The sequence below is a fragment of the Variovorax sp. YR566 genome (assembly GCF_051992195.1).
GTDB lineage: Bacteria > Pseudomonadota > Gammaproteobacteria > Burkholderiales > Burkholderiaceae_C > Variovorax.
This window is the reverse complement of record NZ_CP197092.1, coordinates 1,227,797-1,240,607: the sequence shown is the minus strand read 5'-3', so window position 1 is coordinate 1,240,607 and position 12,811 is coordinate 1,227,797. Positions and strand designations below refer to the sequence as shown.

The following is a 12,811-nucleotide window of genomic DNA, read 5'->3' as shown; positions in this document are numbered from 1 at the left end:
AGAATTCCGGTAGGAACTGAGTCCGCCGGTCCAACGGATCTTGCGCGCCCCTTCAATGCAGCTGTTTCCACACAGCCTCGACTGTTTGCGGACGCACCTGCTCCATCATCGCAATCAGCTTTCTGCGGGCCATCCACAGGTTCGACAGCGCAAACAGCGTGATCACATGCGCCGTGTTCTTGGCCAGTCCCTTGAACCTCACCTTCACGAGCCCGAACTGCCGCTTGATCACCCGGAACGGGTGCTCCACCTTCGCCCGGATGCTCGCCTTCTGATACTCCAACTTGCGTGCCCTGGCCTTGGCGCGGCCCTCTGGCATCTTCGCCATGTCGCTGGGTCGGCCCGCGATGTGCCATTGCACACCCCGCTTCACACGGCTCTGCGCTCCCCGGTAGCCCGAGTCCGCCCATACCGCGTCCTCTTTGCCGTGAAGCAGGTCGCCCACCTGTTCCACGTCGGCCTCGTTGGCCGCAGTGGTCGTCACCGTGTGAACCAGCCCCGAGTCCGCATCCACACCGATGTGCGCCTTCATCCCGAAGTGCCATTGGTTTCCCTTCTTCGTCTGGTGCATCTCAGGGTCTCGCTCGCCGCTCTCGTTCTTGGTGGAACTGGGCGCCGAGATGATCGTGGCGTCGACGATGGAGCCTCTCTTCAGCAGCAGCCCCTTCCTGGTCAGGTGGGCGTTGACCTGCTTGAAGATGTCTTCGGCCAGATCGCTGGCTTCCAGCAGGTGGCGGAAGTTCAGGATGGTCGTCTCATCGGGGATAGCCTCCAGACCGAGTCCGGCGAACGTGCGCAGCGAGGCGATCTCATACAGCGCTTCCTCCATCGCCGGGTCGCTCAGGGCGAACCAGTTCTGCATCAGGTGCACGCGCAGCATGGCTTGCAACGGGTAGGGTCGACGGCCTCGGCCTGCCACTGGGTAGTGGGGTTCGATGACCTTGAGCAGCGTCTTCCACGGCACCACCAGTTCCATCTCGCCAAGGAAGACTTCGCGCCTCGTCTTCTTCCTCTTGCCCGCTTGCTCGGCATCCGCAAAACTGATCTGGCTCATCGCTCTTGCTCCTTTGCAGGGTTCAGCCCCTCATGCAAGAAACGTGCTCTTGATCAGATGGCATGGGCGCCTCCCTCTTTGGCTGACCAGCGAGCGCCGCGAGGAGGTGGGTCCTCCGCAGCGGCATCGTTGTGCCAGAGTGGAGGTTGCGTTCAACCACTGATCGGAGGATCCATCATGGAGCTTAACGTCATTGCAATCGATATCGCCAAGAAGGTGTTCCAGCTGCACTGGGTCGATGCCGACACCGGCAGCATCGAGCGGTTGAAGCTGAAGCGCTCGCAGATGCTCGAGTGGTTCGCCGCCAGGCAACCCGCACTAATTGCAATGGAGGCGTGTGGCGGCGCGCACGAATGGGGTCGCGAGTTGGTAAAGCTCGGACACGAGGCCCGACTGTTGCCGCCGAAGATGGTGCGACCGTTCGTGCAACGGAACAAGACCGATGCCGCTGATGCGCAGGCGATCTGGACGGCCGCTCGCCAGCCTGGCGCTCGCTTCGTCGCTCTCAAGAGCGAGGCGCAGCAAGTGGTTCTGGCGCTGCACCGTGTGCGAGCGCAGTTGATGAAGATACGCATCATGCAGACCAATGAGCTGCGCGGGCTTCTCTATGAGTTCGGAATCGTGTTGCCCGAAGGTCATCAGGCGTTGATGAAGGAGTTGCCGACAGCGTTAGAGCAGGCGCAACAACGATTGCCTTCGATACTGATCGACAGCCTGCATGAACAAGTGCGGCGCATCGGGCAACTGCAGGCCGACATCGGAGCAATCGAGCGTCGCCTCGCGCAGCAGCTTCGCCAGAGTAGTGCCTGCAAGGCAGTGGCCGAGATTCCCGGCGTCGGGCTCATGACGGCCACGGCGGTCGTCTCCAGCATGGGCTCGCCAACGGCGTTCAAAGATGGTCGGGAGTTCGCTGCCTGGATCGGTCTGGTGCCGCGGCAAACCGGCACGGGCGGGCATGTGCGGCAGCTTGGAATAAGCAAGCGAGGCGACATCTACTTGCGAACTCTGTTGATGCACGGAGCCCGAGCGATCGTCCGGTCGGATCGAGCAACCACATGGCCGTGGCTTGCTGCGCTGCTCAAGCGAAGGCCCTACAGCGTTGTGGTCGCTGCAGTGGCCAACAAGATCGCTCGAACGATCTGGGCCGTACTCGCTCGTGGACAGGAATGGCGAGCCGCATCATGGCAAGCCGCGTAACCGATTGACTGACACAGTTTAGGAGAGCGAGCGACGCCACAGTGTGATGGGCCAGACAGGTCGGACCGGGACGGGAGCACTCCGGTAGGGAAGTTGAGCCTTGAGCTCGATGTTCAGATGGGAGTCTCGTCAGCGAATGCCATCAGGGCCAGCAGGCTTGCCAGCCTGCAGAACAGGCCGGATATAAGACTGCAGCCCAGCCTCCAGCCCCATCACGCATCAACGTCCTTGCGATCCGGGAGGCGCCCATATAAGACCTTCCCTAGCGGACTCACGGTCCGTGGTCGCACCTGCGAGCGCAGTGGCGACGGACTACAGCTTCCGACCTGACAAGCTGCCCGCCGCGCGCTGACCATCTCCTCCCGGCGTTTGTGCGGGGGGATTGGGGGGGCGTCGAAAACCTAAGGGACAATGCAACGCACCTCTTGCCGCTCGCTCAATGTCCTTCAAAGAAGTAAAGATCCCGACGTGGGTGACTCTTTCGTTTGCGCTCTTCGCATACTGCGTCTGCTATCTGTCGATCAATTCGTTGCCGGGCAACGGCGACCTGAAAGGGTGGTGGGGCTGGTACGACCAAGGCGAATATCTGCGAAGTGCCAAGGCTTTCACCGAATGGGATTTCTTTTGGAAGAAGCACCAGTACCCACCCTTGTATCCGGTGATGGGCGCGCTGTTCGTCAAGTTCGTTCCCACTCACCCCTTTTTCTTTTTCAATGTCGCGGCTTTCCTGGCGTTTGTTTTCGTCTTCGAACGGGTTGCGCGACAGTGCTTATCACAGATTGAGGCGCTCGCTCTTGTCATCTTGGGGGTGTTTTTCAACGCGACAGTGATGGACAACTTCGCGATCCCTTGGACCACGACAGGGACCGCGCTGATCTATTCGTTCACGATCTACCAGCTGATGAAGCGGTTGGACAGTGCGTATCGGTTGAAGCCACTGTCGCGTGAACTTCGGGCGGCGTTCGTGTTTTCTGCAGTCTTCGGGTTGGAGGTGATTTGTCGGCCTGTGGATGCTGGCGCAGCTACGATTTTCTATCCGGCTTACCTCTACTCCACCTTCGTGAAGCTACGGGAGGCGAAGGCGCCTTCAGTGACTCGCTGCCTCTTCTTGCAGTGCGTTGTGATGGGAGTGGGACTGTGCGTTGGTCTTGCCCTGTTCATGCTCTTCAATTGGACCCTGAGCGGAAGGGTGTTGGGCGGCTACTTGCAGAGCACGGCGTCTTACAGCGGCTATTTTCCGTTTGATATTCCGCGCAGAGCCTTCTTCCTTTTCTTTGATTCGGAGACGGTGTTCCTGGCGCCGCGGAGCTCGATTGCCGACAGATTCCCTTGGTTGGTGCTGAGCGTCGCAGGGCTGTTGCTCGCGGTGTTCAAAGGAAATGCACTCTTGAAGGTGCTTGCTGCCGCGCTGGTGTGGCAGTTCTTTCTCTACGCGGCATATGGCGATCTAACGCCGATCAGCATGTGGCGTTGGCTGAACGTCCATTACTTCAAATGGATGTTCCCGTACCTCGCACTATTCGCATGGCTCGCAATTCGTTGGACAGTGCAGTCGCTTTCATGGAGAGCGCCTGGCCGCGCGGCGGGCAGCGTCGCTGCATTGGTCCTTGCAGTAGCGATCATCCTCAGCGTCAAATTCAGGGTCGCGACGTCACAAATGGAGGCCACGATGGTTTCCGGCTACACCCAGCAGATCCAATTCAAGCCTCACGGGACGAAACTCGACTTTCTCGACATCCGCGGCATCACGGGCAGCTTCGACGAGGTCTACAGCGGCGGGCACGTCATGGTGGCCGACGGCCGCCTGTTGAAGAACGGACGCGACTTCCGAATGCTGCAAGCGCCGTGGGGTGCGCGCATCCAGTTCAACAGGACAATCCATCCCAGCGAGATGCTGCTGATTCCCGACGAGCGCGTTCAGATCCAGCCGGTTGGTTTTGGCGTCGTCGGGTCCTCCTATCGACTCGGGTTCGGTCGGCCTCGATGGCGGCTCGACTGAATCGGTGCGCTGGCTAAGGGGCAAGGTTCTCGGCGCCGTAAGCCCCACGAGCCGATGGTATAGCTGATCCTTCATGCGCCTGGCGGAGTTGACCGGGCTCGCTCCACGGAACAAGACCATTCAGATACCAGTAGGTACTTTCAATACGTGCAAGTTGCTCGTGGTGAACCAAGCAAAAGGAATCCCTGCCACCAAGGAGCAAAAATGGATTGCGGCCGAAGGATCATTTCGCGGGCACGAGTTGAAATGGGGTAGTCCCGATAGCGACGATAGCTGAGTTGTCGGAGATATCGTCTACACGCCGAAATGAATCGTTCTTTTGCCGGACACATTCGACCCTGTTAGGAGAAATGACTCCTCGGGGTGGACAGGTCATGCGAAATGCATTGACATAGGCAACCTTCGTCAGTTCTCTCCAAACAGATCACGCGTGTACACCTTGTCCTCCACGTCGGACAGGACGTCAGACATTCGATTGCTGATGATGACATCGGCTTGTTTCTTGAATACCTCGAGATCCGTGATGACACGGGATCTGAAGAATTCGGACTCGTGCAGACTAGGCTCGTAGATGATCACTTCCACCCCCTTCGCCTTGATTCGCTTCATGACGCCCTGGATCGACGAAGTTCGAAAATTGTCCGATCCACTCTTCATGATCAGTCGATAGACGCCAACCACTGAGGGCTTGCGACGCAGCACCTCATCGGCGATAAAGTCTTTGCGCGTGGTATTCGAATCGACGATGGCCCGGATCAAATTCTGGGGGACATCGTGATAGTTGGCCAGTAATTGCTTGGTATCTTTCGGCAGGCAGTAGCCTCCATAGCCGAACGACGGGTTGTTGTAATGCGACCCGATGCGAGGGTCCAGGCTTACGCCTTCGATGATCTGTCGGCTATCGAGACCATGCGTCGCGGCATAAGTGTCCAGCTCGTTGAAATAGGAGACGCGCATCGCGAGGTACGTGTTCGCGAACAGCTTGATGGCTTCTGCTTCCGTAGAGTTCGCAAACAGAACGGGTACGTCCTTCCTGATCGCACCTTCCCTCAACAGATCGGCAAAGACGCGTGCTCGCTCGGAGCGCTCACCAATCACGATCCGCGACGGATACAGGTTATCGTGGAGCGCGTGGCCTTCGCGCAAGAACTCGGGGGAGAAGAACACATTGCTCGTTCCGAGCATCGTGCGAAGCTTTTCCGTATAGCCCACCGGAATGGTCGACTTGATCACCATGATCGCATCCGGATTGATACTCATGATGTCCTTGGCCACCATTTCGATCGACTCGGTGTTGAAGTAATTCGTCTGCGGGTCGTAGTCCGTGGGCGTAGCGATGATGACGTACGACGCGCCAGCGTAGGCCTCGTTCTTGTCGAGGGTCGCGCGGAAATCGAGCTGCTCATGCTTCAGGTAGTGCGTCAGCTCTACATCGTCGATCGGCGACTCCTTGCGATTGAGCATGTCGACCTTTTCGCGCACCACATCCAAGGCCACCACCTCATGATGCTGCGAAAGCAGTATGCCATTGGAAAGGCCGACGTAGCCGGTACCTGCGACTGCAATTTTCATTCGAGTTCCCTCACATCTTTCCCTTGATTCTTACTTCCACACATATCGCGCGGTCGGCACCCCGATGTCATGTGCCCAAAATTCACCTTCCTGCACCAAAGACACTTCGAGCGTCCCGCCTTCGATCTGCATCGCGGACTCGATCGGAATCCGCACACGAGCCTCGCCGTGCGCTGGCACGTCGAACTGCAGGTCCCGGCGCTTTTCGAAGTTTGAAGCAGGATTTCCGTTGGTGTCCAGAAACCGCCAAGAGAAGCGAAGCGGTCGGCCGACGGCCGAGCGAGCGGAAAACACGTTGTCTCCGTTGTTGTCAATCCGGACGTCCACATAGGTGCCGTTGTCGTCGCGGTTACGCCCCGTGATCTCATAGTGCAGTTGGCGCAACTCTTCCTTCGTGTAGACGCGCGTGGCGGCCGTCAGTGGCGGTGGTCCCGAGAACCACTTCGTATCGCATCCTGCGAACCCAACAGGCACCACGCGAGACATCAGAGCCTTGTACAGAGAGACATCTGTCGCTGCGTGCTTGAAGGTCATATACGCAATCACCCGCCTGGGTGCTTCCGCACAGTCGTCACCGTATTCCACGGCGAAGCCGGGGGGCAAGCCCCCTGAGTACCCGTTCAGCGTCTTGACGCCTCGGCGCAGCGCCACCCACATGGCATCCAGCTCGTCCGAGGAAAAAGAATCGGACCTCTGCGACATGAACAGGATCGCGTCTTTCGACAACAGTTGCTGGATACGCGCGTCAGCTTGAGACAACCGCTGTCTCCAGACCGTCTTCGAACTCACGTCTATATTGGTCGATGAAAACTCGAACACGACCAGTGGAAACAGAACGAAAAGGATCAGGCTCTTTCCCCCTATGCGAGCACGTAGCCAATCGATGGCCAAGGCTGCCAGATAGGCGACAGGAAAGAGGATCGCGAGATCGAACCGGCTCATCGCGCGGATCGCAGACGCGAGCGGAAGCTTGTGGAACAGATACCACAGGCTGTACCCACCGATATACAGGGTCGCCGCAATTGCGACAAGAAGGCTGCCGCCGAGCAGCAAGACACGTTGACGCTCAGTGGATCGCAAACCCACTACCAAGCCGCACAAGGCCAGAAGCAGCGGCACCATGCCGACGAACATCTGATGCTCGTGGCGCATGGGGATGCCGGAAAACACCGTGCTGTTCGGGCTCGCCCACAATCTCGATGCATCGGCCAGAAAATAGCTTTGCGGCCGAGGCAACATCGTGCTGATCTCATCCCATGTGCGCTTGGCCTCGTACATGCGAGAGACCCTAAGATAGGGATAGAACAGAACCAGCAGCAGCCCGGCCAGCACAAGCATGCCAAGGAAGAACGCCACCCTATTCCACCCACCTTGGGCCGTCCACGACTGCCGGAAGCTGCTCCAAGTGGCGGCAGAAACGCCCTTCGCAGAGGTCAGCTGGATCAGAAGGTAGACCACTGACTGTGCCGCAAGCAGCAGCACGGTAAAAAACCCTATGTATATCCCGCAGTAGAACTGCCAAGTGGTCCATGCACAGGCAGCCAGCAGAAGCCGCCATCGCTTCTCGACAAGGAAGTTCGCGAAGAACGCGAGCGCAAGCGGAAGCCCGAATCGGTAGTGCAACTGGGCGTGTCCCGCATGCGCCGTGACAGGCAAGGCGAAGGTGAAGATCAGCGCCCCCAGCGATGCGCCGAGATCGCTGATTGCAAGCCGCTTGAGCGCATAGCGCGCTGAAACGAAGTTCGCCAGATAGGCAAACAGGAACCACACCTGGAAGGCCGTATCCGGCTCACCGCTGATCCAGCGCGCAATTGCATAAACCGGGGCGGCGCCGAACAGGTTGTCCGAAAAGCCCAGGACATATGGGAAGGGATAGAAGAATGGCGGATTCCAAAGGGATGTCGAGCCCGCCGAGAAGAACAGATAAATGTTCTCAAGGAAGTAATTGTTCAACCTCGCGTCACCGACGTTGCCCGGCATCAATGTGAGATGGCCAAGCGTCCCGAACGGCGATGCAAAAAAGGCCACTGCAAAAAGGACAAAAGGCAGCGCCATCGCTGCCGTCACTCGGGCCTTCATCTTCCGCTCAGCGAGGCTGGCATTCGTAGTTCACGTCGGCCACGCTGTGGCGGAACGGATCGGTAAGATCGTCGCTGTATTTACCCATCAGCAGTCGCTGCTTGGGCAGCCAGTGCGTTCTGAAGTAGCGTCCGAAGCTGGCAATCGTCTTTCCTTTTTCCGTCAGGGTCACGCAGCCGTCGCGGACTACGATCGTGCCGGATTCGAGTTGCTCTGTCAGGCGCACATCCACGAGGTGGTGCTCCTTGACATATTCCTGGGTGAAGACCTGCTCAAAACTGTCCTGCTTGATACCGCCGCCGCGCTGCTGCAACTTCTCGAGGATGTAGAACGACAACGAACGATCGATCACGGTCGGAACCGAGATGGCGAAGGCGTACCCGACCAACAGCCAGATCACAACCAGTTGGAATTTCTCAAAGCCGCCCAGCACGCGGAAGTACCTGAAAACAACAAGAATCACGCTGGTGGCCAGAGCGGCCACGATGCCGTCAACGATCGCGGCGTAGAAAACGACATTGACCTTCAGAAAATTGACGTTGAAATAGTAGATGCCGATCAGGATGGCAACGAAGAACGTCGACGCGACAAGAGCACGAGTCAGCTTCATTTCTTGAACACCAGGAATTTGTTTCCAAAAAAACTCAGCGCAACCTGCATAGCTGTCGCCAAAAGAAATCCGAGCCGAAAATCGCCCGGATAGACGTCGGACCACACGAACAGGATCAGGCCGTGCAAGACGGCGATCGCACCATACAAGCCGCTGAACTTCACTGCTTCGTAAAGAAGCGAGCGGCCGGTCGGTGGGAAAACGAAATAACGACTTCCCAGAAAAGAAACGGCGATGCCGAAGATCGCCGCAGACATGTTCGCCAGCCCGGCCGAGGAAAAGTGAAGGACCTTGAGATTGAAAGTCAACACGCCATAGTGCACTGCCGTTGCAACAAGGCCATTGATTCCATAGCGGACGATCTGGAGTCCGTCTCGCTTCATGCGACCGGCAATGACTTGGACGTCTCGATCACTTCCTCGACGAAATCGTGATAAGCGATGAACGTTGTGACAGTTCCACCACGCACCACGCCAGTCAGCATCAGCGTCATCAACGTCAAAGTGCCGGTCTGCAAAAAGACCAAGACGAGAATCCCCAAGGCGACCGAAAACCAGCCAGGCGTCGAAAAGCCCATCAGCTTGAGAACGACCGCGACGCAAGCTGCCGCGACCGAGAAGCCTGCGATGAGTGCGCACAGAATGCCGACGCGCACGAGCACGTCCTCCGCAAAGACCATCAGCCCTTTGAATCCATGCAGCACAAGGCCCACGAAGTTCATCTTCGATTGCCCTGCATATCGGGGACCTCGGTCCAGCAAGCAGCTTCCGGTGCGAAGCTTCGAGGCGAGCACTGCACCCGCCACATGGATCGACAGTTCCTGCATCACCACCAACCGCTTGACGGCGTGTGCCTTGAGCGCCATGAAGTTACCGAAGCTGATGGCGCGACCGGTCAGCAGGCTGAAGAAACGCTTGTAGACGGCGTAGAAGGCCTTGAATCGCATGGTCTCAACACGACTCTTGCGACGCGCCACCACGACGTCAATCTGATCCGACTCCAGGCTGCTTAGCAAGGTCGGAATCGTCGAGGGCAGGTCTTCCCCGTCCGAGTCCATGACCACCACGCGTTGCCCAAGTTGGATATGTTCTGCAACGTAGCCCAGGCCGATGGCGATGGCTCGCTGGTGCCCAACATTTCGCCGCAGTCTCAGGACCACACCGTCGACAGGTGCTCGCTCGAGATTGGCGATTTGCAGCGGCTGCTTCACTGACCCGTCATCCACCGCGACGACGAAGACATCGTTCCCGAACTGCAACGCGAGTTCGCTGAACAGGCGACTGCTGGCCTCCGTGTCTTCGTAGACCGGCGTGACGATGATGAGGGTGTGCTCTCCGATGCTCATAGGGCCAGGAAGTTGCGGAAGTACGCAACCGTCCGCTCAAGGCCGTCTTGGAGCTTCACTTTCGGTTCCCAGCCCAGCTTTTCCCGAGCCATGGTGATATCGGGCTGGCGCTGCTTCGGGTCATCCTGGGGCAGAGGCTTGAAGATCAATGTGGACTTGCCCCCGATGCTCTTGAGAACGGCTTCCGCAAGTTCCTTGATCGTGAACTCGACGGGGTTTCCCATGTTGAACGGCCCCGTGACGTCGCTCGGGGTGGCCATCATGCGAACGAAGCCCTCGATCAAGTCGTCGACATAGCAGAAGCTGCGCGTCTGGGAGCCGTCGCCGTAGATCGTGATGTCCTCGCCGCGCAGGGCTTGAACAATGAAGTTGCTGACAACGCGACCGTCGTTGGGGTGCATCCGCGGACCGTAGGTGTTGAAGATGCGAACGACCTTGATCTCCAATTGATGCTGCCGGTAGTAGTCGAAAAAGAGCGTCTCGGCACATCGCTTGCCCTCGTCGTAGCAGGACCGGATACCAATGGGGTTCACATGGCCCCAATAATCCTCCCGCTGGGGATGCACCTCGGGGTCTCCATAGACTTCGCTGGTCGATGCCTGAAGAATCCTGGCCCCCGTACGCTTGGCCAATCCGAGCATGTTGATTGCGCCGTGGACGCTCGTCTTGGTCGTCTGGACCGGGTCACGCTGGTAGTGAATGGGCGACGCCGGGCAGGCCAAGTTGTAGATCTCGTCAACCTCGACGTACAAGGGAAAGGTCACGTCGTGGCGCATCAGTTCGAAATGCGGGTTGTTCATGAGATGAACAACATTGTCGCGAGTCCCGCTGTAGAAGTTCTCCACACACAGCACATCGCAGCCATCGTTAAGCAACCGCTCGCACAGGTGAGACCCCAGGAAGCCGCCCCCGCCGGTCACCATCACTCTTTTTCTATTTGAAACGCGCACGAGGTCCCCCATCTATAGATGAAAACTTAAAGGCGAAATTTTAGTCTGCGAGTCCCCTCCCCTCAGCAGAAAGCTGACCGCAGGCACCACCAGCCCCCAAATCCGCATGCAGGCGAAGCCCCGGCCATCGTAGTCATTTCACCGAACATGACACGAACCTTACAACGCTACGGGTAAAGCTCTGCCGTGGCCAGACTTGCTCCCACCGCATCTTTGGCCGACAACGTCGGCGCGACACCTATATCTGGCCAATCGATGCCGATCGACGCGTCATCCCAACGGATGCATCGCTCATGCATCGGCGCGTAGTAGTCAGTGGTCTTGTAGAGGAAGTCTGCAGTCTCGCTGAGCACCAAGAAACCATGGGCAAAACCCGCAGGCACCCATAGCTGCTTGTGGTTGGCATCGGTCAGTTCGACACCAACCCAACGCCCGAAGGTCGGCGAGGAGCGACGAATGTCGACGGCGACATCGAACACCGCGCCGCTGACCACACGCACGAGCTTGCCCTGAGCCTGCTGCATCTGGTAGTGCAGCCCGCGCAGTACGCCCTTTGCCGACCGTGAATGGTTGTCCTGCACGAAGTCGACATGCCGGCCAACGGCCTCGTCGAAAGCCTTCTGGTTGAAGCTCTCGAAGAAGAAGCCGCGTGCATCGCCAAAGACCTTGGGTTCGATCACCAGGACGTCGGGAATGGATGTAGATGTTGCTTTCATGGCTGGGGAATCAGAGAGTGATGGATCAAACCACGCGCTTGAGGTAACTGTCCGGCGCAACGCGTAGGGCATGAGCCCATCGTCATCGCCGAGCACCGTAACGTATTCGCCGCGCACCTGGCTCAAACCGCGCTCCTAATTGGCGCTCATTGCCAAAGGGCGTTCAGGTGGCAAATACCGGATGCGCGAAGAGGCTGCCACGGCGACGATCTCGGCCACCTGCGCCGCTGCGGCCGGATCGCTGTTGTCGCAGACCAGAATCTCGTAGTCATCGAAATCCTGATCGAGACAGGTCGCCAGTGAATGGCGCAGGGTCTCGGGACAGTTGCGCGTCAGTACGACGATGCTGAACCGTAGAGTGGCGAGCATCGAGTACTTCGACATTAAGAACGGACTTCTTCGCTCAGCAAATGCCTGAGGTACTTGCCATATCCGCTCTTGGCCAGAGGCGTCGCCAGCTTCTCGAGTTGCTCACCCGTGATGAATCCATTGCGCCATGCGATTTCTTCGGGGCAGGCGATCTTGAGCCCCTGCCGATGCTCCAGCGTCGCAATGAACTGCCCCGCTTCCAGCAGGCTGTCGTGCGTGCCTGTATCCAGCCATGCGTAGCCTCGCTGCATGATCTGCACATTCAACTGGTCGCGGTCGAGATAGGCTTGGTTCACTGCGGTGATCTCCAACTCGCCTCGCGCGCTTGGCTTCACAGCCTTGGCGATGTCGACCACCTGGTTGTCATAGAAGTACAGCCCCGTCACCGCATAGCTGCTCTTGGGCTTGAGTGGTTTTTCCTCGATGCTGCTGGCCTTGCCCTCGGCATCGAAGGCAACCACGCCGTAGCGCTCGGGATCATGGACGTGATACGCGAACACCGTGGCTCCGGAGGTCTTCGTATCTGCATCGGACAGCAGATGCACGAAGTCGTGCCCGTAGAAGATGTTGTCCCCCAGCACAAGTGCACTCGGAGAGTTCCCGACGAACTTGTCCCCGATGATGAACGCCTGCGCCAGCCCGTCAGGGCTCGGCTGCACCGCGTACTGCAGGTTGATCCCCCACTGGCTCCCATCGCCCAGCAACTGCTGGAAACGCGGCGTGTCCTGGGGCGTGCTGATGATCAGGATGTCGCGCATGCCGCCCAGCATCAAGGTGCTCAGCGGGTAATAGATCATCGGCTTGTCGTACACCGGCAGCAGCTGCTTGCTGAGCGCCAGGGTCGCGGGGTGCAGGCGGGTGCCGGAACCACCGGCCAGGATGATGCCTTTGCGTTGCGTCGTCTTGGTCATGTTCTTTTT

General features: G+C 58.4%; 12 protein-coding genes. 2 read left to right on the top strand and 10 right to left on the bottom strand.

The window, feature by feature from the left end; genetic code table 11:
* Window positions 1-52: 52 nt before the first annotated feature.
* Window positions 53-1,054 (bottom strand): IS5 family transposase, encoded by a 1,002-nt coding sequence (locus ACTG4X_RS05735; protein WP_440533398.1) that lies wholly within the window; start codon window positions 1,052-1,054, stop codon window positions 53-55.
* A 177-nt stretch (window positions 1,055-1,231) separates the two neighbouring features.
* Here ACTG4X_RS05735 and ACTG4X_RS05730 point away from each other — a divergent pair, with 177 nt between their 5' ends.
* Complete coding sequence (locus ACTG4X_RS05730; protein WP_440533397.1) at window positions 1,232-2,251, top strand: IS110 family transposase; 1,020 nt, start codon at window positions 1,232-1,234, stop codon at window positions 2,249-2,251.
* A 439-nt stretch (window positions 2,252-2,690) separates the two neighbouring features.
* Window positions 2,691-4,250: a hypothetical protein gene (locus tag ACTG4X_RS05725; protein ID WP_440533396.1), complete on the top strand. Its 1,560-nt coding sequence runs from the start codon at window positions 2,691-2,693 to the stop codon at window positions 4,248-4,250.
* A 405-nt stretch (window positions 4,251-4,655) separates the two neighbouring features.
* On the opposite strand, the gene ACTG4X_RS05720 is transcribed toward ACTG4X_RS05725, so the two are convergent.
* The 9 genes from ACTG4X_RS05720 to rfbA all read right to left on the bottom strand — a co-directional run bounded on the left by ACTG4X_RS05720 (window position 4,656) and on the right by rfbA (window position 12,802).
* Entirely contained in the window at window positions 4,656-5,822 is a 1,167-nt protein-coding gene (locus tag ACTG4X_RS05720) for a nucleotide sugar dehydrogenase (protein ID WP_440533395.1), read from the bottom strand.
* A 30-nt stretch (window positions 5,823-5,852) separates the two neighbouring features.
* Window positions 5,853-7,889 (bottom strand): hypothetical protein, encoded by a 2,037-nt coding sequence (locus tag ACTG4X_RS05715; protein WP_440533394.1) that lies wholly within the window; start codon window positions 7,887-7,889, stop codon window positions 5,853-5,855.
* Between the two features lie 19 nt (window positions 7,890-7,908).
* A complete protein-coding gene (locus ACTG4X_RS05710) occupies window positions 7,909-8,511 on the bottom strand; it encodes a hypothetical protein (protein WP_440533393.1) in 603 nt (200 codons plus the stop codon).
* Complete coding sequence (locus ACTG4X_RS05705; RefSeq protein WP_440533392.1) at window positions 8,508-8,894, bottom strand: GtrA family protein; 387 nt, start codon at window positions 8,892-8,894, stop codon at window positions 8,508-8,510. The genes ACTG4X_RS05710 and ACTG4X_RS05705 overlap by 4 nt, the downstream gene beginning before the upstream one ends.
* A complete protein-coding gene (locus ACTG4X_RS05700; RefSeq protein ID WP_440533391.1) occupies window positions 8,891-9,856 on the bottom strand; it encodes a glycosyltransferase in 966 nt (321 codons plus the stop codon). The genes ACTG4X_RS05705 and ACTG4X_RS05700 overlap by 4 nt, the downstream gene beginning before the upstream one ends.
* Window positions 9,853-10,779 (bottom strand): UDP-glucuronic acid decarboxylase family protein, encoded by a 927-nt coding sequence (locus ACTG4X_RS05695; RefSeq protein ID WP_440534364.1) that lies wholly within the window; start codon window positions 10,777-10,779, stop codon window positions 9,853-9,855. The genes ACTG4X_RS05700 and ACTG4X_RS05695 overlap by 4 nt, the downstream gene beginning before the upstream one ends.
* A gap of 194 nt (window positions 10,780-10,973) precedes the next feature.
* A complete protein-coding gene (gene rfbC / locus ACTG4X_RS05690) occupies window positions 10,974-11,522 on the bottom strand; it encodes a dTDP-4-dehydrorhamnose 3,5-epimerase (protein ID WP_440534363.1) in 549 nt (182 codons plus the stop codon).
* A gap of 135 nt (window positions 11,523-11,657) precedes the next feature.
* Window positions 11,658-11,906, bottom strand: a complete 249-nt coding sequence (locus tag ACTG4X_RS05685; protein WP_440533390.1) for a glycosyltransferase family A protein — start codon at window positions 11,904-11,906, stop codon at window positions 11,658-11,660.
* Entirely contained in the window at window positions 11,906-12,802 is an 897-nt protein-coding gene (gene rfbA / locus ACTG4X_RS05680; RefSeq protein WP_440533389.1) for a glucose-1-phosphate thymidylyltransferase RfbA, read from the bottom strand. Before rfbA ends, ACTG4X_RS05685 begins: the two co-directional genes overlap by 1 nt.
* Window positions 12,803-12,811 lie beyond the last annotated feature (9 nt).

Bases quoted from the DNA above. Each gene is read 5' to 3' on its own strand.
- ACTG4X_RS05735 (WP_440533398.1), bottom strand. From the start codon at position 1,054: ATGAGCCAGATCAGTTTTGCGGATGCCGAGCAAGCGGGCAAGAGGAAG.
- ACTG4X_RS05730 (WP_440533397.1), top strand. From the start codon at position 1,232: ATGGAGCTTAACGTCATTGCAATCGATATCGCCAAGAAGGTGTTCCAG.
- ACTG4X_RS05725 (WP_440533396.1), top strand. From the start codon at position 2,691: ATGTCCTTCAAAGAAGTAAAGATCCCGACGTGGGTGACTCTTTCGTTT.
- ACTG4X_RS05720 (WP_440533395.1), bottom strand. From the start codon at position 5,822: ATGAAAATTGCAGTCGCAGGTACCGGCTACGTCGGCCTTTCCAATGGC.
- ACTG4X_RS05710 (WP_440533393.1), bottom strand. From the start codon at position 8,511: ATGAAGCTGACTCGTGCTCTTGTCGCGTCGACGTTCTTCGTTGCCATC.
- ACTG4X_RS05705 (WP_440533392.1), bottom strand. From the start codon at position 8,894: ATGAAGCGAGACGGACTCCAGATCGTCCGCTATGGAATCAATGGCCTT.
- ACTG4X_RS05700 (WP_440533391.1), bottom strand. From the start codon at position 9,856: ATGAGCATCGGAGAGCACACCCTCATCATCGTCACGCCGGTCTACGAA.
- ACTG4X_RS05695 (WP_440534364.1), bottom strand. From the start codon at position 10,779: ATGGTGACCGGCGGGGGCGGCTTCCTGGGGTCTCACCTGTGCGAGCGG.
- rfbC (WP_440534363.1), bottom strand. From the start codon at position 11,522: ATGAAAGCAACATCTACATCCATTCCCGACGTCCTGGTGATCGAACCC.
- ACTG4X_RS05685 (WP_440533390.1), bottom strand. From the start codon at position 11,906: ATGTCGAAGTACTCGATGCTCGCCACTCTACGGTTCAGCATCGTCGTA.
- rfbA (WP_440533389.1), bottom strand. From the start codon at position 12,802: ATGACCAAGACGACGCAACGCAAAGGCATCATCCTGGCCGGTGGTTCC.